The sequence below is a fragment of the Vibrio hepatarius genome, from assembly GCF_018860525.1.
Lineage (GTDB): Bacteria > Pseudomonadota > Gammaproteobacteria > Enterobacterales > Vibrionaceae > Vibrio > Vibrio hepatarius_B.
On record NZ_JAHKPM010000054.1, the window covers coordinates 93,599 to 116,927 of the forward strand.

At 40.9% G+C, this 23,329-nt stretch carries 27 protein-coding genes; 17 read left to right on the plus strand and 10 right to left on the minus strand.

Features of this window, described 5'->3' with window-relative positions; translation table 11 throughout:
- Positions 1–2: 2 nt before the first annotated feature.
- Positions 3–770 carry a nucleotidyltransferase domain-containing protein gene (locus KO511_RS15935; protein WP_215988394.1) on the minus strand — a complete coding sequence of 256 codons (768 nt, stop codon included), beginning with the start codon at positions 768–770 and terminating at the stop codon, positions 3–5.
- 136 nt (positions 771–906) lie between these two features.
- Here KO511_RS15935 and yeiP point away from each other — a divergent pair, with 136 nt between their 5' ends.
- A complete protein-coding gene (gene yeiP, locus KO511_RS15940) occupies positions 907–1,473 on the plus strand; it encodes an elongation factor P-like protein YeiP (RefSeq protein WP_215988395.1) in 567 nt (188 codons plus the stop codon).
- A 2-nt stretch (positions 1,474–1,475) separates the two neighbouring features.
- Positions 1,476–1,796, plus strand: a complete 321-nt coding sequence (locus KO511_RS15945) for an HI1450 family dsDNA-mimic protein (RefSeq protein WP_215988396.1) — start codon at positions 1,476–1,478, stop codon at positions 1,794–1,796.
- Positions 1,797–1,889: 93 nt separating this feature from the next.
- Here KO511_RS15945 and ihfA read toward each other — a convergent pair whose 3' ends face one another.
- The gene (gene ihfA, locus KO511_RS15950; protein WP_125322582.1) at positions 1,890–2,186 is read right to left on the minus strand and encodes an integration host factor subunit alpha; all 297 of its coding nucleotides are present in this window, start codon (positions 2,184–2,186) and stop codon (positions 1,890–1,892) included.
- 570 nt (positions 2,187–2,756) lie between these two features.
- Here ihfA and KO511_RS15955 point away from each other — a divergent pair.
- The 5 genes from KO511_RS15955 to KO511_RS15975 all read left to right on the plus strand — a co-directional run bounded on the left by KO511_RS15955 (position 2,757) and on the right by KO511_RS15975 (position 5,263).
- Positions 2,757–3,002 carry a regulatory protein GemA gene (locus KO511_RS15955; RefSeq protein WP_215988397.1) on the plus strand — a complete coding sequence of 82 codons (246 nt, stop codon included), beginning with the start codon at positions 2,757–2,759 and terminating at the stop codon, positions 3,000–3,002.
- 179 nt (positions 3,003–3,181) lie between these two features.
- Positions 3,182–3,733: a septation protein A gene (locus tag KO511_RS15960; protein WP_215988398.1), complete on the plus strand. Its 552-nt coding sequence runs from the start codon at positions 3,182–3,184 to the stop codon at positions 3,731–3,733.
- 285 nt (positions 3,734–4,018) lie between these two features.
- Positions 4,019–4,315 (plus strand): YciI family protein, encoded by a 297-nt coding sequence (locus KO511_RS15965; protein WP_215988399.1) that lies wholly within the window; start codon positions 4,019–4,021, stop codon positions 4,313–4,315.
- A 1-nt stretch (position 4,316) separates the two neighbouring features.
- Positions 4,317–4,709 carry a GspS/AspS pilotin family protein gene (locus KO511_RS15970; RefSeq protein ID WP_215988400.1) on the plus strand — a complete coding sequence of 131 codons (393 nt, stop codon included), beginning with the start codon at positions 4,317–4,319 and terminating at the stop codon, positions 4,707–4,709.
- A 338-nt stretch (positions 4,710–5,047) separates the two neighbouring features.
- Positions 5,048–5,263 carry a hypothetical protein gene (locus KO511_RS15975; protein WP_215988401.1) on the plus strand — a complete coding sequence of 72 codons (216 nt, stop codon included), beginning with the start codon at positions 5,048–5,050 and terminating at the stop codon, positions 5,261–5,263.
- Between the two features lie 36 nt (positions 5,264–5,299).
- Here the strand turns inward: KO511_RS15975 and KO511_RS15980 are convergent, their stop codons facing one another.
- Complete coding sequence (locus tag KO511_RS15980) at positions 5,300–5,548, minus strand: DUF1289 domain-containing protein (RefSeq protein WP_215988402.1); 249 nt, start codon at positions 5,546–5,548, stop codon at positions 5,300–5,302.
- A gap of 198 nt (positions 5,549–5,746) precedes the next feature.
- On the opposite strand from KO511_RS15980, the gene KO511_RS15985 reads away from it, so the two are divergent.
- The 5 genes from KO511_RS15985 (at position 5,747) to KO511_RS16005 (ending at position 10,472) form a co-directional block, all read left to right on the plus strand.
- Positions 5,747–6,193, plus strand: a complete 447-nt coding sequence (locus KO511_RS15985; RefSeq protein ID WP_215988403.1) for an META domain-containing protein — start codon at positions 5,747–5,749, stop codon at positions 6,191–6,193.
- Between the two features lie 209 nt (positions 6,194–6,402).
- A complete protein-coding gene (locus tag KO511_RS15990) occupies positions 6,403–7,545 on the plus strand; it encodes an ABC transporter substrate-binding protein (protein ID WP_215988404.1) in 1,143 nt (380 codons plus the stop codon).
- A 9-nt stretch (positions 7,546–7,554) separates the two neighbouring features.
- Positions 7,555–9,261 carry an ABC transporter permease gene (locus KO511_RS15995; protein ID WP_215988405.1) on the plus strand — a complete coding sequence of 569 codons (1,707 nt, stop codon included), beginning with the start codon at positions 7,555–7,557 and terminating at the stop codon, positions 9,259–9,261.
- On the plus strand, positions 9,227–9,877 hold the full coding sequence (locus KO511_RS16000; RefSeq protein ID WP_215988406.1) for an ATP-binding cassette domain-containing protein: 651 nt from the start codon (positions 9,227–9,229) through the stop codon (positions 9,875–9,877). Before KO511_RS15995 ends, KO511_RS16000 begins: the two co-directional genes overlap by 35 nt.
- Positions 9,867–10,472: a CDP-alcohol phosphatidyltransferase family protein gene (locus KO511_RS16005; RefSeq protein ID WP_215988407.1), complete on the plus strand. Its 606-nt coding sequence runs from the start codon at positions 9,867–9,869 to the stop codon at positions 10,470–10,472. The genes KO511_RS16000 and KO511_RS16005 overlap by 11 nt, the downstream gene beginning before the upstream one ends.
- A gap of 8 nt (positions 10,473–10,480) precedes the next feature.
- Here the strand turns inward: KO511_RS16005 and KO511_RS16010 are convergent, their stop codons facing one another.
- The 3 genes from KO511_RS16010 to KO511_RS16020 form a co-directional block, all read right to left on the minus strand.
- Positions 10,481–11,413 (minus strand): class I SAM-dependent methyltransferase, encoded by a 933-nt coding sequence (locus KO511_RS16010; RefSeq protein WP_215988408.1) that lies wholly within the window; start codon positions 11,411–11,413, stop codon positions 10,481–10,483.
- 12 nt (positions 11,414–11,425) lie between these two features.
- Positions 11,426–12,121 (minus strand): TIGR01621 family pseudouridine synthase, encoded by a 696-nt coding sequence (locus KO511_RS16015; RefSeq protein WP_215988409.1) that lies wholly within the window; start codon positions 12,119–12,121, stop codon positions 11,426–11,428.
- 132 nt (positions 12,122–12,253) lie between these two features.
- Positions 12,254–13,684 carry a sodium-dependent transporter gene (locus tag KO511_RS16020; RefSeq protein WP_125321805.1) on the minus strand — a complete coding sequence of 477 codons (1,431 nt, stop codon included), beginning with the start codon at positions 13,682–13,684 and terminating at the stop codon, positions 12,254–12,256.
- 391 nt (positions 13,685–14,075) lie between these two features.
- Between KO511_RS16020 and cls the strand changes: the two genes are divergently transcribed.
- From cls to KO511_RS16045, 5 genes are all read left to right on the plus strand, one after another.
- Positions 14,076–15,530: a cardiolipin synthase gene (gene cls, locus KO511_RS16025; protein ID WP_215988410.1), complete on the plus strand. Its 1,455-nt coding sequence runs from the start codon at positions 14,076–14,078 to the stop codon at positions 15,528–15,530.
- Positions 15,531–15,649: 119 nt separating this feature from the next.
- A complete protein-coding gene (locus KO511_RS16030) occupies positions 15,650–16,843 on the plus strand; it encodes a cystathionine beta-lyase (RefSeq protein ID WP_215988411.1) in 1,194 nt (397 codons plus the stop codon).
- A gap of 294 nt (positions 16,844–17,137) precedes the next feature.
- On the plus strand, positions 17,138–18,064 hold the full coding sequence (locus KO511_RS16035; RefSeq protein WP_215988412.1) for an esterase/lipase family protein: 927 nt from the start codon (positions 17,138–17,140) through the stop codon (positions 18,062–18,064).
- An 11-nt stretch (positions 18,065–18,075) separates the two neighbouring features.
- Positions 18,076–18,930 (plus strand): lipase secretion chaperone, encoded by an 855-nt coding sequence (locus KO511_RS16040; RefSeq protein WP_215988413.1) that lies wholly within the window; start codon positions 18,076–18,078, stop codon positions 18,928–18,930.
- Between the two features lie 45 nt (positions 18,931–18,975).
- The gene (locus KO511_RS16045; RefSeq protein ID WP_215988414.1) at positions 18,976–19,428 is read left to right on the plus strand and encodes a GNAT family N-acetyltransferase; all 453 of its coding nucleotides are present in this window, start codon (positions 18,976–18,978) and stop codon (positions 19,426–19,428) included.
- A 143-nt stretch (positions 19,429–19,571) separates the two neighbouring features.
- On the opposite strand, the gene KO511_RS16050 is transcribed toward KO511_RS16045, so the two are convergent.
- The 4 genes from KO511_RS16050 to KO511_RS16065 form a co-directional block, all read right to left on the minus strand.
- Positions 19,572–19,973 (minus strand): YgiW/YdeI family stress tolerance OB fold protein, encoded by a 402-nt coding sequence (locus tag KO511_RS16050; protein WP_215988415.1) that lies wholly within the window; start codon positions 19,971–19,973, stop codon positions 19,572–19,574.
- A 563-nt stretch (positions 19,974–20,536) separates the two neighbouring features.
- Positions 20,537–21,736: an MFS transporter gene (locus KO511_RS16055; RefSeq protein ID WP_215988416.1), complete on the minus strand. Its 1,200-nt coding sequence runs from the start codon at positions 21,734–21,736 to the stop codon at positions 20,537–20,539.
- Positions 21,737–21,742: 6 nt separating this feature from the next.
- Positions 21,743–22,129, minus strand: a complete 387-nt coding sequence (locus tag KO511_RS16060) for a VOC family protein (RefSeq protein ID WP_215988417.1) — start codon at positions 22,127–22,129, stop codon at positions 21,743–21,745.
- The gene (locus KO511_RS16065) at positions 22,099–22,836 is read right to left on the minus strand and encodes a hypothetical protein (RefSeq protein WP_215988418.1); all 738 of its coding nucleotides are present in this window, start codon (positions 22,834–22,836) and stop codon (positions 22,099–22,101) included. Before KO511_RS16065 ends, KO511_RS16060 begins: the two co-directional genes overlap by 31 nt.
- Positions 22,837–23,329 lie beyond the last annotated feature (493 nt).

Genomic DNA, 23,329 nt, shown 5'->3' on the forward strand with positions numbered 1-23,329 from the left:
GCTTAACCAATACGAAACTCTGTTTTTTGGTACTGCTTAACTAGCCATTCTCCAAAACCATCAAGGATACCTATTACAGATCGTTTTGCTATAAACCGACCGGACAACAAAATTCCAAGTCTTTCAATTTCTATTTTTTTCTCTGGAAAATACTGCAAAAACTGATCACCACATTCAATCGGATCATCAAACCAATTTTTATCTTTGTACATCACAAGAGAGTAGCTGGCACGAAGTAATTTTTTTGCAATAATGATTTGTGCTTTTACTTGTTCTTCTGGAGTAGCTGAACGAGCAATTCGATTCCGATACACAGCAACCCAGTTTTCAACATCCATGTTCCAATGTTTGGCTACCTCCCAGCTGGGTTCATAATCACCGAAGCACTCAGCCAAATTTTCACCATACACACAGACTGAACAGTGACGTAATTGAAACCCCCAAGAAAATATACTGTCTAGGCTCGCTATATCTTGCGCTAAGGTGTTGGTTAAAGAGACCCCATTGATAAATGGGTATGACTTTTGAAAGCGCCATTTAATCGAATTAAACAATGTTGTTCTCACATCACTAAAACTCTCGTTAGTGACGACTAGAACATCAATATTTGATTGTTTAGGTTCAGCTCGTTTACGTGCAACGCTGCCATAGAGATACACACTATGGAGGTTTTCTCCCAACCCGCTCTTAAGAAAACAAACAAGTTCATCAATAGCAGGTTGGTACATTTCCTGAAATGGCTGTTTAGGATCAATAACTGAAAGAAGCATATAACTGATTACAATAATTTTTAAATACTCTGTCTTCTAATGTTCGCCCACACATTGACACGAATCAAGATATTCCTTCGTTTTAACTCTATGTATATAATACGACAACTCTATTCCATGCTGAGGATACACAATTATGCCAAGAGCAAGTGAGCTTAAAAAAGGTTTTGCTATAGAATCTAATAGTAAAACATTACTTATTAAAGATATCGAAGTGACAACGCCTGGGGGAAGAGGCGGAGCAAAAATTTATAAATTGCGCTGTATAGATCTATCTACTGGTAGCCGGGTTGACGAAAGATTTAAATCTGATGATGTGGTAGAAACGGTCGATATGTTTAAACGCGCCGTTGCCTTTTCGTATATTGATAATGATGAATACATTTTTATGGATAACGAAGACTACACACAATTCACGTTCAAAAAATCTGATATTGAAGATGACCTGTTATTCATCACAGAAGAAATCCAAGGGCTACACGTCATTGTAGTGGATCATAACCCTGTCGGTCTTGAACTTCCTGCTTCCGTTGAGCTGGTTATTGAAGAAACCGACCCATCAATCAAAGGGGCTTCTGCTTCAGCGAGAACGAAACCAGCTCGTTTTGTTACAGGCTTAACCGTTCAGGTCCCAGAGTATATTGCAACTGGCGATCGTATCGTGATAAATACCACTGAACGCAAATATATGAGCCGTGCCTAAATATGCCTGAACTTATCTCCTACGACGATGCCATAGAAACAGCCTATGATATATTCCTTGAAATGGCAGCAGATAACCTCGAAGCAGCAGATGTGATTATTTTTGTGGCTCAGTTTGACGACAAAGGCGCCGCGGAATTGGTTGAAACTAGCGATGACTGGGCGCAACATGTTGGATTTGATGTTGACAAAAACATCTATGCTGAAATACGGGTGGGCTTGGTTAACGAAGACAGCGATGTGCTCGATGATGTTTTTGCTCGCCTACTGATTAGTCGAGACCCAGACAACAAGTTTTGCCATGTCCTTTGGAAAAGGGACTAAATAGCAAAATTTACCAAAAATAACTAGAAGACGTGTGTCAAACAACTCCGTCTTCTAGAATTTTGATGTCCTTACTACTAGGCAGTCTACGTGTTAACCATTAATCTTGGTATTTTCCACGCGAGCTTTCAGTTTTTGCCCAGGACGGAAGGTGACAACGCGGCGTGCACTGATTGGAATATCTTCACCCGTCTTTGGGTTTCGACCCGGCCGTTCATTCTTCTCTCGAAGATCAAAATTCCCGAATCCAGACAGTTTTACCTGTTCGCCACTTTCTAGTGCCTTACGAATTTCTTCGAAAAACGCTTCAACCGTTTCCTTGGCATCCCGTTTACTGTATCCAAGCTTTTCAAACAGGTTCTCAGCCAAATCGGCCTTTGTGAGCGCCATAAAACTTTCCTCAAAGCTGTGTTTAACATTGCTGCCTAATCAGCAGCGCCAAAGCATTTTGCCCAGCCAATCAACAACATATCGGCTCTACTTGGGAAAGTGTATGCCAACCTTCTGATTTTCGCCAACTTTTTTATTAGCTGAACATGCCTTTAGTGTTAATTTTATCATAAATAAGGTGTGAAAACATCTAGTATTACTTTATTAAAAGCTTATTTTTCAATGCATTAAAATGAATATCGAGGTGAATTGTTAACACTAAAATAATATTATTGGGTGCGATAAAATTATTCTTATTTACCTCAATTTCAAAACGATTCGCAATTTGCATAGTGTTCGTCATTTATAGACAGAGATAATGTTGCTCCACTTTTTGATTACCCGCTAAAACATCACATATGCGACTAACTTACTAATAACCTAAATAAAAATCACATAGATCATTTCAGGTATGACTATGGCACTCATTATGCTTTATCTCAGTATCAACCAAAAAGTGGCAAGATTTTGTCTAAGTCACTTCCTAGTCTGAACGGTTTTTCAGACTGGTATAGCTAGGAGATACGTATTATGGAAATTCATCGTCATACATACTACCGACTTATTCACCACGGTATCAAATGTTTGTTGGTCGAACGGATAGGACATTTTACTGAACATGAGTACCATGACTATCTGAACCATATGACTGGAAAATCAAGTTGTTTTGCCATGAGTAATGAAGAATTACAGGTTGCTGTTTCGAACTTGAAAGAAGAAGGATACTTAGAGGATATAAAACCCATGATATCATCACTTGAAATGTATTCACAATAGATACTTAGTGGTGCTGCTTAACAACCTCCAAGTTTATGGAAAGTCGTATAATTTTAAGTCAGTTATTGGTAACTGACTTAAATTATTCCAACAAGTTTGGTCCTTAGTGCCTTTAGATCTATGTTCATTGCTCATATTTCGTTAAACTGTGCTGAATATTGGAACTTTAGATTTTTGCAATGAAACAGTTAATAGATTTTATTCCTCTCGTCATCTTTTTTGTCCTGTATAAAACCCAAGACATCTATGTTGCAACTGGAGCCCTGATTATTGCGACTGCAATTCAGGTTATACTCACTTATCTTTTATACAAAAAAGTAGAAAAGATGCAGTTGATTACCTTCATCATGGTTGCTTTTTTTGGTGGTATGACAATTTTCCTCCATGATGAAAACTTTATAAAATGGAAAGTAACCATTGTATACATTGTCTTTTCACTTGGCCTTGCAATAAGTCATGTTATAGGTAAATCAGCGATTAAAAGCATGCTAGGTAAGGAGATTCAATTACCTGACAATGTGTGGACTAAAGTAACATGGGCATGGGTCGTGTTCTTTTCATTTTGTGCCGGACTAAACATATATGTTGCTTATGAACTACCACTCGACACATGGGTGAACTTCAAAGTATTTGGTTTATTGGCAGCAACCTTTGGCTTTACCTTGCTCACTGGTATCTATATATATAAACACTTGCCAAAAGAAAAATCTGAACCTAATTCTGACGAATAATTACTTTGAATTCTGCCTAGTGAATTTTCTAGATTGAATTTTGTTTAAAGAGTTTACAAATCAGACTTATTTTTCCCTTGCAGCGGCCATGAGTAATGGCTGCTGCACGCGGTAATCTATAATTAGGCTGCACATAATGCGAAAGCAACACTTCGCATCATAAAACAACATAGATCTCACAGTTTACTGTCAAAACCTCTTTAAAAAGCTGTTACATTCTGTACAGTTAGGGATCAAAAAATCTAGACAATGCCTCTCGACATTTCTAAATATGAGGATAGTAATATGTGGTATGTAATTTTCTCACAAGACGTTAAAAATTCACTTGAAAAGCGATTGAATGCTCGCCCAGATCATTTAGCTCGTTTACAAAAACTTCAAGATGAAGGACGCCTGCTAACTGCAGGTCCGATGCCAGCCATTGATTCAAATGATCCAGGTGAAGCCGGTTTTTCAGGCTCAACCGTTATTGCGGAGTTCGACTCTCTTCAACAAGCTCAACAATGGGCTGATAATGACCCATACGTCGAAGCCGGCGTCTATGAGCAAGTAATAATTAAGCCTTACAAAAAAGTGTTCTAAAATGAAGCTGAAATTTATCCTAGGTATACTTGCAACGATTTTAGTGACAGGCTGCTCTTCTTCAGGAGAGAAACGTCAGCTTGAAATGCTGGCGCATAGCCGAGCTAGTGTGATTGCAGCAGAGCTCCCAATGGAAGTAGGCCCTCTTTCCATTATGAGAGCAAGCTCTAAAGGAACTATGATAGAAATAATGATGGTCTACAACCAAGATGCTCCAGGTGCTAAACCAATTCAGCAAGTTTTCCAGACCAGTATCAAGAGTTACTGCTCCGACAACGAAACTAAGAATAACTTAGACGTGGGAATAATCTATAGGATAAAAATGCGCAATGCTCGAGGCCAATTAATGGTTGATGAAATAGTTACCAAACAGGTCTGTCAAGCAAACCAATAACCCCCTTTTTATCTGCCTTTATGGGCCCAACTGATGAGCTGATGGGCCCTTATCTCCTAGAACGAAAAAACTCTCCATACAAGTTTAAATTGAACTGAGATCCGTACTTAAATTACATATTTAACAATTAAATTATGAAGTTTTTATTACAGCTAAAAGCCTCTCACATTTAAGCAAATTTACTAAGTGTGCGCCATCCAACAACATTATTAATATAAATGTCATTTACTCTTCGAGCATCCATAGTCAATAAGTCTGTGGCCTCTTGTTTCTATGTTGACGTCAAAGCATTCCACACCTAAATTTTTATTGTTAGAGTCACGACAAAGAGGTCCCCCATGAAGCGCGCAAGCAATTCCTATCGTTTGCAATTAATTAAAGAGATTGCCACAAGGAAAGAACGACTAGACGTTGATGACCCTATGGCTAGCTATATTCAACAACTTCTAGATTCTGGGCCTAATTCCGATAATCAAAAAGAACAAACTCAGCGTTTCATTGGTAATCACTTTGATGCGCATACTGGTGGGTGGGTCAGTGACGAATGGGAATGATAGTGACAAGGTATAATTACAGTGTAAAACGCCACTTTAAAACAATTCTTGCTGCGCGCTAGGTTGTGACGGCGTCACATCAGTTTCATTGTGGCTACCTTTGTGTTTCCTGTAGTACCTCTGGCGGCACAATTTGATAATATGGATCTGCTCTGATGGAGAAAAAGTTAGCCAATTAAAGCGCTCTTCTCGCTTACGCATACACCCTTTACAGTACCCTTTTTCATCCACGGTACAGACTCCTATGCAAGGACTAGGGACAACAAAAAATTCTAGCTGTTCCATATTAACTTCTCTCTGTACTATTGTATTAAGTTAAGCCTACTCATAAACATAAGCTAAATAACTCAATAAGTTTCACTACGAAATGATGAATAAACCATGACTCTAGACTGACAAAAACCAAGCTTTTCCACCTATACTTAGTAACATAAAAATCGTCTAAACGTCGATATAGAGTTTTATATTCCGGAGTTTATTACTATGAAGTTTAGTCCAAAAACGTTACTTGCAGCTGTCGTGCTACCCATTTTAATGACAGCATGTGCAAGCAATGGTAGTGACGCAAAACAAATAACAGCCCAAGATCTTCAACACCATAATTGGGAACTGGTAAGTATCGATGGTGAAAACATATCTTCTACTGAGCAACAAAAGAACCCACGTCTTGAAATCGGCGAAAAATTAATGGCAAATGGAAATGCTGGTTGCAATAATTTCTTCGGCCAAGCTGAACTTAAAAATAATCAGTTTCGTATCGAAAAAATGGGGATGACGATGAAAATGTGCATCGGAGAAGCAATGAATCTTGAACAGACGTTTTCGAAAACATTATCACAATGGAGTGATATCACCTTAACTAAAGATAGTTTCACCCTAATGAACGAGTCCCATACACTGATTTTTAAGCTTCAAGACTGGAAAAAATAACTTAACACTTATCCACACCTATTGAGCCCTTACTACCTATTAGGTCAGTAAGGGCTTTTTTTGTATGCTAGATACCAAAGCTGTTTACTTTCCCACTATATACCTCAAATATATAAAACAAATAAATTTTTTCCGTCATAATGAATGAAAGCTACTGATAGTACGGTCTATCAGAATGTCGTTAATTCAGATTTTAAAAAAGGGCTCTCATGACTAAGCTGATTACATTTTTTGCTGGTTTACTTTTATCACTCAATGTCATGGCTGAAAAGGGCTGGAACGAAATTACAGAAAAGGCAAAAGGGCAAACTGTCTACTTCCATGCTTGGGGAGGCAGTCAAGAAATTAACAACTATCTTCGCTGGGCAAATCAAACGCTGCAAAAGCAGTATGGGATAACCCTCAAGCATGTAAAGGTCACTGATATAGCGGAGACAACAGCACGCTTAATCGCTGAAAAAGCAGCTTCCAAAGATGTTCAAGGAAGCGTAGATTTGGTGTGGATAAATGGTGAGAACTTTAAGTCAATGAAGCATAGCCAATTACTATTTGGCCCTTTTGTTGAGCGTTTACCAAACTGGGAAAAGGTCAACAAATCCCTACCCGTCACCAGTGATTTTTCAGAACCAACGGAAGGACTTGAAGCACCATGGGGAGTTGGTCAGCTTGTTTTTATTCACGATAAAGTGAAATTAAACAACCCGCCTGCCTCATTTAATGAACTTCTCAGCTATGCCAAGGCATTCCCGAACAAATTGACCTATCCTCGTCCCCCTGCATTTCACGGTACTAGCTTTTTAAAAGCTTTACTCATTGAATTAACCAATAACGATCCTTCTCTAAGTAAGCCTGTTAACGAAGTCGATTTTTCTGCAGTGACAAACCCGTTATGGTCGTATTTGGATGAATTTCATAAAGTGGCGTGGCGTCAAGGGAAACAATTTCCAGCGAGTGCTGCAGAAACAGTACAATTACTGGATGATGGACAGCTTGATATTGCTATCACTTTTAACCCTAATTCAGTCTATTCGGCTCAGATAAATGGTAATTTAGCCAAAAGTACAACCGTATATGCGATGGATGCGGGCGCCCTTTCAAATATTCACTTTTTAGCCATTCCATGGAACGCTAGTGCTAAAGAAGGTGCTCTTGTCACAATCAATTTTTTATTAGGCTCTGAAGCTCAATCCCGTAAAGGCGATATTTCAATCTGGGGAGATCCTTCCGTACTCAACAACCAATACCTTACAGGAAGTGCAAAAAAGACCGCCTTATTTGAGTCAATTGTCGAGCCACACCCTAGCTGGCAAGCGGCACTAGAGTCAGAGTGGCACAAGCGCTACGGTAACTAAGAAAAACAGATGTTCAGAACCACATACATAGTGTTAATACTCATTTGTATCGCACCAACAATTCCTGGATTGCTCGGAGTACTACTTTCCTCATTAGGTTATGTTCCTCCCGTCGGCCTTTTTGAATTGTCTTTATCTAATTACAAAGCGTTTTTTTCTTGGCCAGGGATTAACCACTCCATAGTACTGACCTTATTTAGTTCCATAGCCAGTACTTATCTTGCTTGTTTTATTTGCTTTGCCGTTTTACAAAAACTTTGGTTAGGAAAGCATTGGTCAAAGCTAGAGGTATTACTTGCACCTCTATTGGCGATGCCACACGTCGCCTTTGCCATTGGCTTTGCATTTCTTTTTGCACCTACGGGCATGATCGCGCGCATCTTAGCCGAAACATCTGACCTCATCCCTGATACACAAAATGTAACTTGGTTTGTGCATGACCCCCATGCCATTGGGCTGACGGTTGCTTTAACCTTGAAAGAAATCCCATTTTTACTTTTAATGAGCATACCCATATTACAGCAACTAAAGATAGATAAAATTCATAAGGTAAGCACTTCACTTGGTTATTCACCTGTTGAAATGTGGTGGAAAGCCATCTTCCCGTTGTGGCTGGTTAAAATGCGTTTTGCTCTGTTTGCCGTTATTGCTTATGGGGTTTCGGTTGTCGATCTAAGCTTAATTTTGGGACCAACAAACCCTCCCACTCTCGCTGTTTTGGTGTGGCAATGGTTTAACGACCCTGATTTATCTTTACTACCTCGAGCGGCATCTGGCGCTGTTATGCTGTTCCTTATAGCCAGTTCCTTACTCATTTTCGTTGTTATAACTGAGAAAACATTAGTTGGACCATTAGGCCGTTGGCAGTTTTCCGGGCGTCATGGTACTAACCTACCGGGCAAAACTTTATTCGCTTTCTCAGTGGTAGTATCCGGAGTAATGCTACCCCTGATGATGATTTGGAGCATAGCCCATCGATGGCGTTTTCCTGATATATTACCAAGCCGCTATAGCCTACGTTTTTGGAATAATGAATGGGATAATATTTGGCCAACCATTAATCACAGCCTCATTATCGCAATGACCACTGCATGCATTAGCCTGCTGCTCGCCGTTCTCGCTCATGAATACCGGCTACGATTTAAAGTGTGTTTGCCCAAATATATCATTGCACTGCCTATGCTAATCCCGCAGCTTTCTATCCTGTTTGGCATTCAGATTACCAGTTTGTATTTGCTAGATAGCAGCTATTATCTTGGGGTGATCTGGTCACATATATTCTTTGCATTTCCTCTGGTTTATTTGGCATTAGATGGTCCGTGGCAAAGCTACAACAATAAATACAGTAAAGTGGGGCTCAGTTTAGGCAAAACGCCTCTATCCGTTTTCTTTAAAATCAAAGTAAAGCTGCTAATGCCCGCTTTATGGTACGCATGGGCAGTAGGTGCCAGCGTAAGTTTGGCGCAATACCTTCCTACCTTAATGCTAGGTGGTGGACGAATAACAACTGTCACAACAGAAGCGGTAGCATTATCAAGTGGCTTTGATAGGCGTGTCACTGCCATCTATGCTCTATGGCAAGCTTTATTACCGTTTATTTTCTTTGCGACCGCCATGATTATGAGCATAATCGTTAGGCGTCGTAACGGTTACCGATGCACTAATAAGGAAACACTTTCACGTGACACTGTCGCTAGAAAACATCACCATTTATAAAAATAGTGGCGAGACTTTAATGTCTGACTTAACTCTCTCAGCTTCCTCTGACGAAGTGATCTGTCTAATGGGGCCAAGTGGTTGTGGTAAGTCTACACTATTAAGCCTCATTGCCGGTCATATGAGCCCAGAGTTTCATTACGCAGGACACATCGAGCTAAACGGTATCAATCTCACTCAACTAGAGCCACACCTTAGGAGGGTTGGGATTCTTTTTCAAGATGACCTCTTGTTTCCTCACTTAAATGTCTGGCAAAACTTAGCCTTTGCCTTACCAAATAAAATCAAAGGTGAGCAACGATACCAGGAAGCAATGTCCGCACTTAACAAGGTCGAACTCTCACCGCTAGCGGAGTCTTTCCCCGATCAGATATCAGGAGGACAGCGTGCCCGTATTAGTTTGGTCAGAATGCTTCTCGCTCAACCCAAGTTAGCCCTACTAGACGAACCATTTAGTAAGTTAGATAAAGAGCTTAGGATGCAGTTTCGTGATTGGGTCATGGCGCAGTTATCTCAAGCCAATATTCCAACAATCATGGTCACTCATGACTTTGATGATATACCTAAACATGGGCGAGTATTTAACTGGCCATGGAGCCACTCACATGCTAGATAGATTCAGTATTAAAATCATCCGTTCACCATTAGCATTAGTAGCTGTTGGTTTAGACAAACTGGGGATCACCGCAAACCAAACTACGCTTTTCGGCTTTGCTTTAGGCGTACTAGCCTTCCCTGCTTTGTATTTCACTCGGTACGATTTGGCTTTGATGTTTATCCTTCTTAACCGATTATGTGATGGACTAGATGGTGCATTAGCTAGGCGTCAAGGTATTAGTGATGCGGGTGGGTTTCTCGATATCAGCTTAGATTTCTTGTTCTATTCCCTGATCCCATTTGGCTTTGTGGTCGCAAACCCTGATCAAAATGCGGTAGCAGGTGCTTTTCTCATTTTTTCTTTTGTTGGCACCGGCTCTAGCTTTCTCGCATTTGCGGTCATGGCAAGTAAACGAGACATTGAGAATCCAGTGTATAAAAACAAGTCGCTCTATTACATGAGTGGCCTGACAGAAGGAACTGAAACTATCGCTTGTTTGGTAGCTATGTGTCTGTTACCACAATACTTTCCCATTATTGCCATTATATTTGGTGTTGCTTGCTGGTTTACAACGTTGACGCGAATATACTCTGGCTTCCAGACACTTAAGTAATCAATATTTTACTCAAATAGCATCACCTTGAGGGCGGCATCATTGTCTATATCAGCAAACTCAGTTGGATTATCTAACCTGCATTTATACGTTAGCTGAGGAGCTGCATCTTGCATGCTCTCTATCAAAAATTGCCCACTCACCTGGGGAGAGTTTACACACGCAAGTACCTGACCTTTTTCGGCCAGTAGTTCAGGTAGACGGCGTATGATTTTTATATAGTCTTTACTCAAGGCGAAACTGCCCTTTTGGAAAGAAGGTGGGTCAATAACTACTAAATCATAAGGGCCTAACTTCTTAATTTTACCCCATGATTTGAATATATCGTACGCTAGAAATTTTACTTGGTCGAGATTGTGGCCATTGAGCCTATGGTTATCTCGACCCTTGGTTAAAGAGGCTCTTGCCATATCCACATTCACCACCTGTTTTGCTCCGCCTTCAATAGCAGCCACAGAAAAACCACAGGTGTAAGCAAATAAATTAAGTACTCTTTTATTTTTGGTCCTACTTTTAACCCAGTTTCTTCCCAAACGCATATCAAGAAACAAACCAAAGTTTTGATTTCGTCCAATATTCAGCTGATATTTTATCCCTGATTCAACCACAATAGGTCGGTCATTCAGTTCCCCGATAACTATTTCTAGCGGGGAACCATCAAGGTAACGGTGTTGAATAGCCGCACAAGTGACACCTTTATCACGCCATAATTCAGTTTGAGATAGCGAATACAGACCGTTTTTTAGCTCTTCAATAAACGGGTTATCCACCTGCTTAAATATGTTAATCAAAAGCTGATTATCAACCCAATCACAGGTTAACTGTTCAAGACCCGAATAAACCCGACCTCTACCATGGAACAAACGCCTAATTTCATCAGGTACATTAGACAGTTCATGGCGAATATGGGAAAAGAAGGTGGTAATTTGTGAAGCGTCCATCGTTAGTTCCTATTATTGTTTTATCGGCGGCCAGGGTAGTGTCCAAGGACTAAGCCAAGCCTGTATCCTTAAGCTGGTGGTTGTTTGACACCATCTGTCTCCTTCGTATTCGCACTCTCTAGGATCACAAACAAATCGATAACTTTGACCTTGAAAATCAAAAATGAGTGCATATGCATGCAAATACCCTCTATCAGCATCACTTGTCGGGTTATAGATCCTGTCGCCCACAATCGGTGAACCGATTGACTTCAACGCTACACGAATTTGATGTGTTTTCCCGGTGTGAGGTTTACATATAAACAAGCGTTCGCTAGGTTCGGTACCCACGGAGAAAAACTGAGTAACGGCTGGGTTGGATTGAGTGTTTAACAGCTTCCATGAACTGCGACGCGACCGTTCCATATCGCCTCTAATAAGACCCTGCTTTTTTTTAGGCTTTTTACTACCAATTGCTAAGTAGTATTTTTCCACCCTTCGCTGGGAAAATAATTTAGATAACTCACTGGCAGCTCGACGATTGCGCCCCAAAAGAAGAAGGCCTGACGTCATTTTATCCAATCGATGTACTAGGTATAACTGCTTTTCATCTATAGATGCAGCAACGTCTTGCAGCAGCATTGAATCACCCTCATCTTTATGGACAGATACATTAGGGTGCTTATTAATGACAATAAAATCTGAATGGCAAAAAATGATATCAAACATAAAACAGGACATGCTATTTGGGAAGCATGAGTATACCTGTTACATCACCTAATACCATAGCTTGATAAGCAGGAAATAAAATAGGGAACATTGTTGCTCCCTATTTTTGGTTGTCATACTATTGAGCGGAGACTACATTTTCTTTGAAAATAAGCCCGCAATAGCAATAATTCCAATTCCAAGTAGCATTACAGCTCCCTTACCGCTATCAAAGCCCGATTTTATGCCCATGAAAGCAACAACGGCGATAGCAACTGGAATAATATATTTGATTAAGTTGTACCATAAGCCAAACAGAGGAAAAGACACTTCGCCATCATTGGTAATTTCTTTTTCAAGATCAGCTCGGTTTAAACGCCACCCAGCAAAGATACAAACCAACATACCACCAACAGCAAGGAAAATTTTATCCGTTAACAAATCGAATATATCGAAAGAACCCGTACCAAATAGTGTTGGGCCTACACCACCTAACGATAAAGAAGCAAAGACACATAATACCGACATAACCGCACTTGCAGATAGTACAGCCGTAGAGCGCTTCATTCCTTTTTCGTCAATAAGGTACGATACGACAACTTCTAACAGAGAAACCGATGAAGTCAAAGCGGCAACCGTTAAACCGATAAAGAAAAGCAATGCAAGAAGAATTCCAATTGCGCCGCCCATTTCAGCAAACAACTGTGGAACAACAACGAACACTAACCCTGGTCCAGCGGCAGGTTCCATACCAAACGCAAACATTGCTGGGAACATTGCAATACCAGCCAAAATAGCGACACCAGTATCCATTGCAGTAACCAGCCCTGTCGTTTGAACTAGGTTTTCTTTTTTCTTTAGGTAAGAGCCATAAGTCATCATACAACCCATACCAAGGCTAAGAGAGAAAAAAGCCTGCCCCAAAGCAGCCAGTACAACTCCGCTATCTACTTTTGAGAAATCCGGCGTAAACAAAAACTCTAGCCCAGCGCTTGCACCCGGCAACATTAAACCTTTTACCGACACAATAATCAGAATCAAGAAAAGCAAAGGCATTAATATTTTACCGGCTTTCTCAATTCCACCTGAAATGCCTTTCATGACAATGAGGACATTCATTAATAAGTAAACACCCATCCACATTATCGGCTGGAGAGGATCAGAGATAAAGTTGCCAAAGCTATCACCAATCGCACTCGGCGCACTAAGCAATCCATCTCCCACTTTGAAGATATAAGCCAGTGCCCAGCCACCCACTACAGGATAAAACCCCATAATGAGCAATCCACTGACAACGCCCATCACACCTGTAAATGTCCAGCGTCGGTCAGTAGACTTAAATGCGCCAACAGCAGACAAACCTGTTTTTCGGCCGATGGCGAATTCTGTCAGCATGACACTAAAGCCAATAAAAATGACAAAAATAAGGTATATGGCAACAAAAGCACCACCCCCACTTTCACCTGCGGTATAAGGAAACTTCCATATATTGCCTAAGCCAACCGCAGAACCTGCAGCAGCCATCACGAAGCCTAATTTAGAACCCCAAGTATCACGGGGTTGGGTATTTGTAGTCGTAGCCACGATTACTCCATTTAAATTCGTTAAGTTGCGTTTACAGACGTTAGCGCGCCAAAAAGGTTTGTACAAAAAATTTTACACACATAACAATCTTATGTGACGCTAACAAAATGGTAAGTAGACCAGTTTAAGATTATAATTGGAAGGCCATTCTTTATAAATTAATGCATAATTAACATTAAGCACATTTAACTGGTGCTTTTTTAATCACAACTCGTTTTTACCTGAAGACCATTAACACCTTAATCGAATTATGCCAGTTGATGCGTAGTGTAGCTCACATTATGTAAAGCAAATCTCTATAAATAAATGTTTATTGCCGTAGGTGTTAACTCACTTTATGATTTACCCTGTTATCTCATTTACCTAATTGATTGATTTAAGTAGAAGTCGAATGGAAAAGTTTTATCACTTCCTCACCCTAGCTGGCGTAGCAGTATACTGGCTACTTGTCGTAGGCGTGACTCTACGTGTTGTATTTCAGCGGCGGGCGGTCAGCGTTTCACTTGCCTGGTTAATGATCATTTACATCATTCCTATTGTGGGTGTGTTTTTTTATTTCCTATTCGGGGAACTCAACTTAGGTCATAAAAGGGCAGAAAGAGCCAGAGATATGCTTACTCCTTTTGCTAACTGGTTTACCAAACTCAATAACTGTCGCGCCCATGACCCAAAAAACTTTGGCCAGCATATCTATCGGATTGATGAGCTCTGCAATAATCGTCTCGGATTGCCAGCTCTCTGCGGCAACACATTATCGTTACAAAATTCACCTGAACAAATACTTCAATCGATCATTAATGATATCGAAAATGCACAAATAAGTGTTCGACTGGTGTTCTATATCTGGCATCCTGGGGGCTTAGCGGACGCTGTCTCTTCTGCTTTAATACAAGCTGCAAAACGCGGTGTTAAAGTAAAATTACTTCTCGATTCTGCCGGAAGCCCGAGGTTTTTCCGAAGTCACTGGGTAAAGATGATGAAATCTGCTGGTGTAGAAATCGTTCAAGCGCTTGAAGTGAGCCCTTGGAGGATATTTCTTCGACGTTTGGATTTACGTCAACACCGAAAAATCATTGTGATTGACGATCGAGTTGCCTACACAGGTTCGATGAATTTAGTCGACCCAGCCTATTTTAAGCAGGGGTCAGGTGTCGGCCAATGGATTGATATCATGGTGCGTATCACAGGCCCGACGGTCAATGTATTATCTGCCATACACTGTTGGGATTGGGAAGTAGAAACAGGTTCTCGTTCCCTCCCCCAATTACCTGTATCCCATGTGGATAAAGATAATCCGCTACACCCAATACAAGTTGTACCTTCAGGCCCCGGGATGCCCGACCACCTTATTTCTCAGGTACTCAACTTGGCGATTAACCAGGCTAATCAATCGGTAAGAATTACTACTCCGTACTTCGTTCCAAGTGCAGGTTTACTCGAAACATTAAAATTGACAGCACAACGAGGCGTCACGGTTGAATTGATCATCCCACAAAAAAATGACTCCTTAATGGTTCAGTGGGCATCACGTGCATTTTATGCTGAGCTATTAAAAACTGGAGTTAAAATATTTGAATTCTATGGAGGTTTGCTGCATACCAAGTCCGTTGTTATCGATCAACAGTTTTGTTTGGTGGGAACCGTCAACATGGATATGCGCAGCCTTTGGCTTAACTTTGAACTAACACTGGCGATAGACGATCAAACGTTCACCCATCAAATGTACAGCTTACAGCAAAGCTACATTGACTCATCGCATGAGGTGATGCTGAAAGAGTGGGAGAATCGTTCCTTATATTCGCGTTTGCTTGAACATGTGTATTATCAATTTAGCCCTTTACTCTAAACTCCACCCCTACTAACAATAAAAAACACGATAATAAAAAGAAACACACCTTAGTTGCTTGATATTCGTGTTTTGCCATGTTTTAAATAAAGCAATGCATTTTTCGATAAGGACTTCCAATGCCAAAAGGCAAACAAACACAATTAATCACGGCGGGGCGAAAACAAAAATGGACCAAAGGTGTGGTAAATCCACCCGTTCAACGTGCATCAACCATCGTCTTCGAAACTGTCGCAGACAAACGTCACGCCACAATCAATCGCGGTAACAAAGAGCTTTTCTATGGGCGCAGAGGCACCCACACGCATTTCGCGTTTCAAGATGCCATGGCCGAAGTGGAAGGTGGCGCAGGTTGCGCACTTTACCCATGTGGTACTGCAGCTATTGCCAATGCCATACTGTCTTTTATTGAAACTGGCGATCATATTTTGATGGTGGATACCTGCTATGAGCCAACCAGAGATTTCTGTGACAAGGTGATGAAAAAAATGGGCGTAGCCACTACCTACTACGATCCTGTCATAGGCGAAGGTATAGAAGCCCTCATTCAACCCAATACAAAAATACTCTTTCTTGAATCGCCAGGTTCAATCACGATGGAGATTCAAGATGTCCCCACTCTCGCCAAAATAGCCCACAAGAACAATATTATCGTCATGCTAGATAATACATGGGCAGCTGGTGTACTTTTCAACCCATTTGAACATGGCGTTGATATCTCAATACAAGCTGCGACTAAATATATTGTTGGCCACTCTGATGTGATGCTTGGCACCGCGGTAGCGAGTGAGCAGTACTGGGAGCAACTCCGAGAGCAAAGCTATTTAATGGGCCAATGTGTCTCACCCGACGATGTTTATCTTGGTCTACGCGGTCTAAGAACCTTAGACGTGCGCTTAAAACAACACGCTGAAAACAGCCTTAAGGTTGCCCAATGGCTTCAAACAAGGCCAGAAGTGGATCATGTCCGTCACCCTGCGTTCGACACTTGCCCTGGGCATGAATTTTTCAAACGGGACTTTAGTGGAGGAAATGGCTTATTCTCCTTTGTACTCAAGCGCAGCATTCCTCAAGCAACCACAGCACTTTTAGATGGTATGACCCATTTTAAAATGGGCTATTCATGGGGTGGCTTTGAAAGTTTAATATTGGCCAATGAACCCAACAGCTTTAAAACATTGCGACGCGTTGCTAATCCGAATTTCGGAGGAACATTAGTGAGACTGCACATAGGCTTAGAAAGTGTGGACGATCTTATAGACGATTTAGAACAAGGTCTAAAACGTTACAATACTGCTATCCAAGGGCAATAACCCACCATTTATAAGCGCAGCATTGCAAGATGTACAGCTAAGTACATCTTGCCCCCTCGACCAGTTTTCTACCCGCAAAAATCCCGATTTTCACCATCATTGCTGAATATTAAGCCCATGATTTATTGAATTAATTATCAATTAAAACCAAGTTAAATTTATGTTAAGTTTTTGTGTTGTTTTTGTTTCTTTATTCGCAATTACAGAGGTACAATAGAATCTAAACTTCGCATAAAGGTTTGCCTCTTCTAATGTTTATTTACTCATCAGAGGTCAAACCAGAAGGGATTCATTTTGAAACACAAACTTATACTTATTTTGCTCATTTTTTTATGTGTAGGATTGCCCACGACTGCTAACGCCAGTGGTTATACCCAAACGAAGTATCCAATAGTTCTGGTGCATGGCCTGTTTGGTTTTGATACTTTGGCGGGTGTTGATTATTTCTATGGCATTCCCCATGCCCTTGCTCGAAGTGGCGCCACCGTGTATGTCGCTCAAGTCTCAGCAACCAATAGTTCTGAAGTTCGTGGGGAGCAGCTTCTTGATCAAGTTGAACTATTACTCGCAGCAACTGGGGCAAAAAAAGTTAACTTATTTGGTCATAGCCATGGCAGCCCAACAGTCCGCTATGTAGCTTCAGTTCGCCCTGATCTGGTGGCTTCAGTAACCAGTATTGGTGGTGTTAATAAGGGCTCAAAAGTAGCCGATTTAGTTCGTAGTACAGTTCCTAGAGATTCACGACTTGAAGCGTTGGCTGTTAAGCTCTCGATGAGCTTGACAACCATCCTTGGCCTGTTGTCAGGAGGCTACGATCTAGAGCAAGACCCTCTTGCGACACTTGATGCATTAACGACCGAAGGTCTAGCAGCTTTTAACCAACATCACCCTCAAGCGATTCCGGCGACTCGATGTGGCTCTGGTGAGCGACTAAACGACAATGGTGTCTATTATTACTCTTGGACAGGTGCGTCTTCTTTTACCAATCTCTTTGATCCAGCAGATGCCGCTTTGGGTGTCTTAGGCCTTGCTTTTGATGAACCTAATGATGGCTTAGTTGATGTGTGCAGTACTCATTTAGGTCAAGTCATTCGTGACGATTACCGAATGAACCATCTCGATGAGACAAACGGTCTATTAGGTATTCACCACTTGTTTGAAACCGACCCCGTCTCTCTATATCGTCAACAAGCAAACCGCTTGAAATTGCAAGGCTTATAGAGGAATATCAAGTGAAAAGCATCACTCTTACCACGTTTGCATTCGTCTCAATATTGACAGGAGTGGTGTATTTTCTTTATCACTCACAAGCAGATCGAGTTCAGGTTATTCAATCGCCCTCACAAAGCGATACTCTCGTAGATAGTTCTTCTAGCCGAGATCTCCTCAACTATACCCTAACCAGTATGGGTGAGCGAAATTTAGACCAAATTAGAGAAAATCTATTTTCGGCCTCCGATCATAAAGAAGAGCTTTCTATTGACGAAACCTTGTTTGAAGCTTTCGTTCTTTATAAAACCGCACTCGCTGATTTAGAGCCAAGTTCGCTTAAGACACTGGATTTATCGGCACTAGAGCAAATCAACCAACAAATACTCACATTACAACACCAGCATTTTACTGTACAGCAAATCGCTCTTTTGTTTGATGAAGAAAATCGCCTGCGCCAACTGGCCATCGACAAGCTAAGCATCAACCGCAGCGACTTAGATGAGGAATCAAAAGCGCAATTACGGCAAGAGAAAATAGCCAGTCAACCGGCTTATATTCAACGTGCCGAGCGAAATAACTTGTTAATGGGGCAACTTAGCCAGTCACTTGAGCAAAGCAATCAAAACAGATACTTAACTCGAGTCAACTTAGTCGGTGAAGAAGGTGCAAGAAGGCTTGAAGAAATTGACCAGCAACGTGAAGTGTTTAATCAAAACATGGAGCACTATTTACAAAAGAGGCAAGACATCCTCTCGACTCCAAGCTTATCAGACGATCTTAAACACACCCAAATCACCGACTTAAGGCAGCAAAGCTTTGATGCTAAACAATGGAAAAGAATTGAAGCGCTGGAGCGTATTTATGATAAAAAGTGATGACCTAAAGCAACGTCTAACCAGTACTAAGAGCAAAGTGATATTATGCCAAACAATGTTAGCTTCAGAGCCTACATTTTTCATGATAAAGCGGCTTGCCTGACAATTTTTGACACAAACTGCCCAGATTATTTCGCGACCAATGAAAGACAAGATTATGCCGAGTATTTAGATAGCAACCCAGAAGGGTATGAAGTTTGTCTACTCAACGGTGATATTGTTGGTGCTTTCGGTTTGTGTGGTAACACAAGTGACTGTCAAAGATTAAATTGGATTTTAATTTCCTCCAACACTCAAGGTATGGGTATTGGACATCAATTTATGCTGAGAGTAGTTCAAAAAGCAAAGCAACTAGAGTGTCAACAAAAAAACATCGCAGCCAGCCATTTATCGGCTCCATTTTTCGCGAGGTATGGTGCAATCGAAGTTTCGCATTTACTGGATGGTTGGGGGTTGGGTATACACAAAGTTGACATGGAGCTTCTCGTTGACAATTAATCTCCTTGGGTTGGTTTGATTGAGCTAACCATTAGCAAATGGTGTCAGTGCAAGCGCAACAATGCGACCAATTGTTGGCCGCATTAAAATAGAGATTTTAAAGGGCTAGTATGCCTTCACACCTCCCCAAAATAGTTTTGATCTTATTCGAGAATTCGAACACTATCTACATCGACTTTCACTCCGCCGATATTTTTATCAATTTCTCCTGAGAGCTGAACTTTGTTTTTTGGACTAACAGACTGACCGAACCACTTATCATGATCAATTTCAACAGTGACTTCACCAGTCGCATCAGTAAATAAGTACATATCACCACCGAGAGAAGCCTTAATATACCCTATCAAAGTCACAGGCATATCATCGCTAAAAAAACCTGCTGCCAAAACCTGTCTTATGGTATTGATTCCTTGATGAGGGCCGCTAAAACCCTGATTAGCAACATTTACTGCTGGATTTCCTGTAAAGCCTTGTGCAAGTACTGGAGCAATGGTGGACAAAGATAGCGTTGATATAAAGGCTGTTAAAGCCAATTTATTTTTCATTATTAAACTCTGGTTATTTAAATATAGGTTAAAAATAATTCTAACCACCCGACACATTCATAGGGTGAATGTAATTCTATTTTTATTGAGTTTAACGTCAATACCCATTTCAAAAGTAAGTGTAAAAGCAAGTAACCAATAGTAAAAAACTTTAAATAACAGAAATATAACGTAAGTATGCTAGTCCTTTAGGTGTGTCTTTATAAATGTTGCGGTATTTAGCCTCACTAGCTAAATATTTAGAACGAGATTACGATCTCTCCAGTAAAGCACATTCCTACTCAGTAGGTAGTGGTTGTGCTAACAAGCTATCGCATGCCCGTTCAAGCGGCCTGCCCCTAACACCTCCCTGTTTTAGCGTATTCCATGTTTTTGATCAATTTGCTTACAATCATACTTACCCAGCTGCATATTTATTTGCAGTATCATCCTGACTCGGGTTTGGGGGTTAACAAAACTGATTTAGGTTTGTGTTTTATTGACCACTTCAGCCACATAGAAAACTCAAGAAAGCCGATTAATGTTAAATATGACTTTCTTGACACGCATTTTTAACCTAGTGACTATGCCAACTGGACTGGTTTTTGATCAGTGCCTGTGTTGAAGCGATACAATACAGCTAACCCCGGTAATGTCGCAATAGCAACGTATACCCCAACATAGGTAGAACTGAGCAACATTGCTTCTGTCACAATCAGTGGCGTGAGACCACCAAAGATAGACAATGCAATGTTATATCCAATCCCTAAACTGGTGGTTTGGTTTGCTGATTGTTGCCATAATAATGAGGCCAAGTTACCCAAAATAATTGCCGCCAAAGTACTAATACCAAGCACCGATAACACTTGCCAAATGAATTCGCTAGAACCGAGTAAAGCAAACAGTGGTACGGCCAAAAACAGCATAAGCAGCGCACCTACTTTGAATGCTTGTTGCGGTGAGGAACGCTTGTCGACAACAAACGAAAATACCAACAGCAATACCACTAACACTGACGAGTTGATCAATGCGAGGTTTTCGATGTTCATTGCCTTACCAAGGATACCACTTGCTAAGTTCTGCACATAAAACACTACAGCACCGAGAATGGAAATACAGAAGACTTTAGCAATACTCTGATGACTGAACTTACTTACCACCGCTTCTGCATTAGGTAACTCAGGCAGAGAAAGTCGCAAATACAGGCTAACTATAATATTAGCTACACCCACCAATAAGGGTACTCTCCAGCCCCAGTCACTCATCTCTCCCGCGCTTAGATAATGTTCAAGGACAGCAACAATTAGTAGAGAAATGATAACGCCAACGATGGAGCTCGCAACAATCAAACTGCTCACACGCGAGCGTTCAGACTTCTTCGCATCATAAAGAAGGTAGTTGATCAGAGTTGGGTATTCACCACCAAAACTAAATGATTGAATCATCTGGAATAGTAAGAAAACGACAACAACGTACTGCCCGACGGTATCAACAGGAACAAACGCCATAGAGATGGTTGCTAAACCTGTCAGTAAATTACAAAAAACTAACGCACGCTTACGCCCATATTTGTCAGCGTAGCGACCAATCACGACACCACCAAAAGGCCTGATCAAAAAACGTAAGGCAAATACGCCCCACACCACCAGCTCTGAGTTCGCAATGCCTTGAGTGGCAAATAACTGGGAAATGTACATCGATATCGATGCGAATACTGCGATGTCATAAAACTCCATCGCATTGCCAAGGACAGCACTGGTACGCTGTTTCCAAGTGAGTGACATTCTGTTTTACTCCTCTATAACTTCTAATTGATTTCCATCGGGATCTGAACAGAAAAAGTAACGGAAACTACCTAGCCTAGCGTTGTAAATGGTAGTAATGTTGGTGACTTCCGATAATTTTCGATGAAAGGCTTCAAGATCATTCACACGTAAAGCGAAGTGGGTTATCCCCACTCTTTTTAACGCGATTAATGATTCGGATGTAGTTGGGGAAGAAACATCCCCATAAAAATGAAAAAGCTCGATTCTCGAGCCTTGGTTTTCCAACATATGAATGGTGACCTGCTCGTCTTGAAAACTTCGTTCAAGCTGGTAACCAAAAAATGCATAGAAATTTTGGCTGATGACTAAGTCACTGACCGTTATCGATACATGATGAAGCTGTCCAGACATGTGACCGCCACTCCATATTTCACCAGTTTTGTAAAAAAGACCGAATCTGGCTGACATTCACAACCAAGTTTACATTTGATGGTATAGATTCGGCGCACTTCTTCCACTTCTTTGCAACCTCTGATGACTGCCACTTCCTGAAATGTTTTCATCTCAAGGAAGTAACGCACACTAGTTAACTCATCTTGTGTCAACGTCAGATCGCCAAAAACATACTTCTTCTCCTCAATACACTTTAGTTGAGTTGAATTTGATCTCGAAAGACCTGCGATAGAAATTGCTATCGGTTTGTCACTCCAACACTCAAGCGCAAGATGATTGATCTTAGGACGGAACGAAATCGCCTGACTAACTACATCGCAGAGTAAAGGGGTGGTGGGTAGAGATATCGAGAGAATGTCATACTGCGAGCCCTGATTGGTTACAATATCGATGCGATTATGGCTCGCTTTCACTGATTCACGAAAATTTTGTGCGCCCTGACTATTCCACAGGTTAATCCCTGGCTTAAGACGTGAATGCAAGTTCTTATACAATCCGTCTCCCCAATAGGCTAAATGCCATGAGTAGTTAGTTGATACAGTTTTCACTTGTTCAAGTTCAGTATCGACCCGAGAGAAAGACACCGTCTTATCGATCCCCATATATTCGATATAACGTTTGAATACATGGCACATAGCTTCCATATCAATGTTACGTACATCCACAATTTTTTAACATTATCAATAAAACAATATGCGCATAATACACTATAAACTTGGTTTTACTACTGGGTGTAGGCATATACATAACTCCACCTTCATATTCCAAAATAGACTTAGTGATTTTGATAACCCACTACGAATTAATGATGAACAAAATTAGCAAATACCCAATTGTCCAAAGTAACCAGCCAATTACACATGTCCTCAAACGACATGGGATAAATTTGAAGGCAGAACAATTTCTTGTTGATTATTTTTTGTTAAAATCATCAGCTATAGAAAACATCGCTTTACTATTAAGTGAAGGAATAAGTTGGTTACAGGGACAAGACCTACTTGGTTGTAGTCATTATAAGGTTGCCAAAGTAAAAAAACTGACAAAAATCAGCACAAGGCACTTTCTAACAAGGAAATGCCCCATTTGGGGTTACGTGTCGAAGTTTGAGTAAAGATCATTGGGTAGGTTTGATATAGAAAAACGGCTCTTCTCCGGTTA

Bases quoted from the DNA above. Each gene is read 5' to 3' on its own strand.
- KO511_RS15935 (WP_215988394.1), bottom strand. From the start codon at position 770: ATGCTTCTTTCAGTTATTGATCCTAAACAGCCATTTCAGGAAATGTAC.
- yeiP (WP_215988395.1), top strand. From the start codon at position 907: ATGCCAAGAGCAAGTGAGCTTAAAAAAGGTTTTGCTATAGAATCTAAT.
- KO511_RS15945 (WP_215988396.1), top strand. From the start codon at position 1,476: ATGCCTGAACTTATCTCCTACGACGATGCCATAGAAACAGCCTATGAT.
- ihfA (WP_125322582.1), bottom strand. From the start codon at position 2,186: ATGGCGCTCACAAAGGCCGATTTGGCTGAGAACCTGTTTGAAAAGCTT.
- KO511_RS15955 (WP_215988397.1), top strand. From the start codon at position 2,757: ATGGAAATTCATCGTCATACATACTACCGACTTATTCACCACGGTATC.
- KO511_RS15960 (WP_215988398.1), top strand. From the start codon at position 3,182: ATGAAACAGTTAATAGATTTTATTCCTCTCGTCATCTTTTTTGTCCTG.
- KO511_RS15965 (WP_215988399.1), top strand. From the start codon at position 4,019: ATGTGGTATGTAATTTTCTCACAAGACGTTAAAAATTCACTTGAAAAG.
- KO511_RS15970 (WP_215988400.1), top strand. From the start codon at position 4,317: ATGAAGCTGAAATTTATCCTAGGTATACTTGCAACGATTTTAGTGACA.
- KO511_RS15975 (WP_215988401.1), top strand. From the start codon at position 5,048: ATGAAGCGCGCAAGCAATTCCTATCGTTTGCAATTAATTAAAGAGATT.
- KO511_RS15980 (WP_215988402.1), bottom strand. From the start codon at position 5,548: ATGGAACAGCTAGAATTTTTTGTTGTCCCTAGTCCTTGCATAGGAGTC.
- KO511_RS15985 (WP_215988403.1), top strand. From the start codon at position 5,747: ATGAAGTTTAGTCCAAAAACGTTACTTGCAGCTGTCGTGCTACCCATT.
- KO511_RS15990 (WP_215988404.1), top strand. From the start codon at position 6,403: ATGACTAAGCTGATTACATTTTTTGCTGGTTTACTTTTATCACTCAAT.
- KO511_RS15995 (WP_215988405.1), top strand. From the start codon at position 7,555: ATGTTCAGAACCACATACATAGTGTTAATACTCATTTGTATCGCACCA.
- KO511_RS16005 (WP_215988407.1), top strand. From the start codon at position 9,867: ATGCTAGATAGATTCAGTATTAAAATCATCCGTTCACCATTAGCATTA.
- KO511_RS16010 (WP_215988408.1), bottom strand. From the start codon at position 11,413: ATGGACGCTTCACAAATTACCACCTTCTTTTCCCATATTCGCCATGAA.
- KO511_RS16015 (WP_215988409.1), bottom strand. From the start codon at position 12,121: ATGTTTGATATCATTTTTTGCCATTCAGATTTTATTGTCATTAATAAG.
- cls (WP_215988410.1), top strand. From the start codon at position 14,076: ATGGAAAAGTTTTATCACTTCCTCACCCTAGCTGGCGTAGCAGTATAC.
- KO511_RS16030 (WP_215988411.1), top strand. From the start codon at position 15,650: ATGCCAAAAGGCAAACAAACACAATTAATCACGGCGGGGCGAAAACAA.
- KO511_RS16045 (WP_215988414.1), top strand. From the start codon at position 18,976: ATGCCAAACAATGTTAGCTTCAGAGCCTACATTTTTCATGATAAAGCG.
- KO511_RS16050 (WP_215988415.1), bottom strand. From the start codon at position 19,973: ATGAAAAATAAATTGGCTTTAACAGCCTTTATATCAACGCTATCTTTG.
- KO511_RS16055 (WP_215988416.1), bottom strand. From the start codon at position 21,736: ATGTCACTCACTTGGAAACAGCGTACCAGTGCTGTCCTTGGCAATGCG.
- KO511_RS16060 (WP_215988417.1), bottom strand. From the start codon at position 22,129: ATGTCTGGACAGCTTCATCATGTATCGATAACGGTCAGTGACTTAGTC.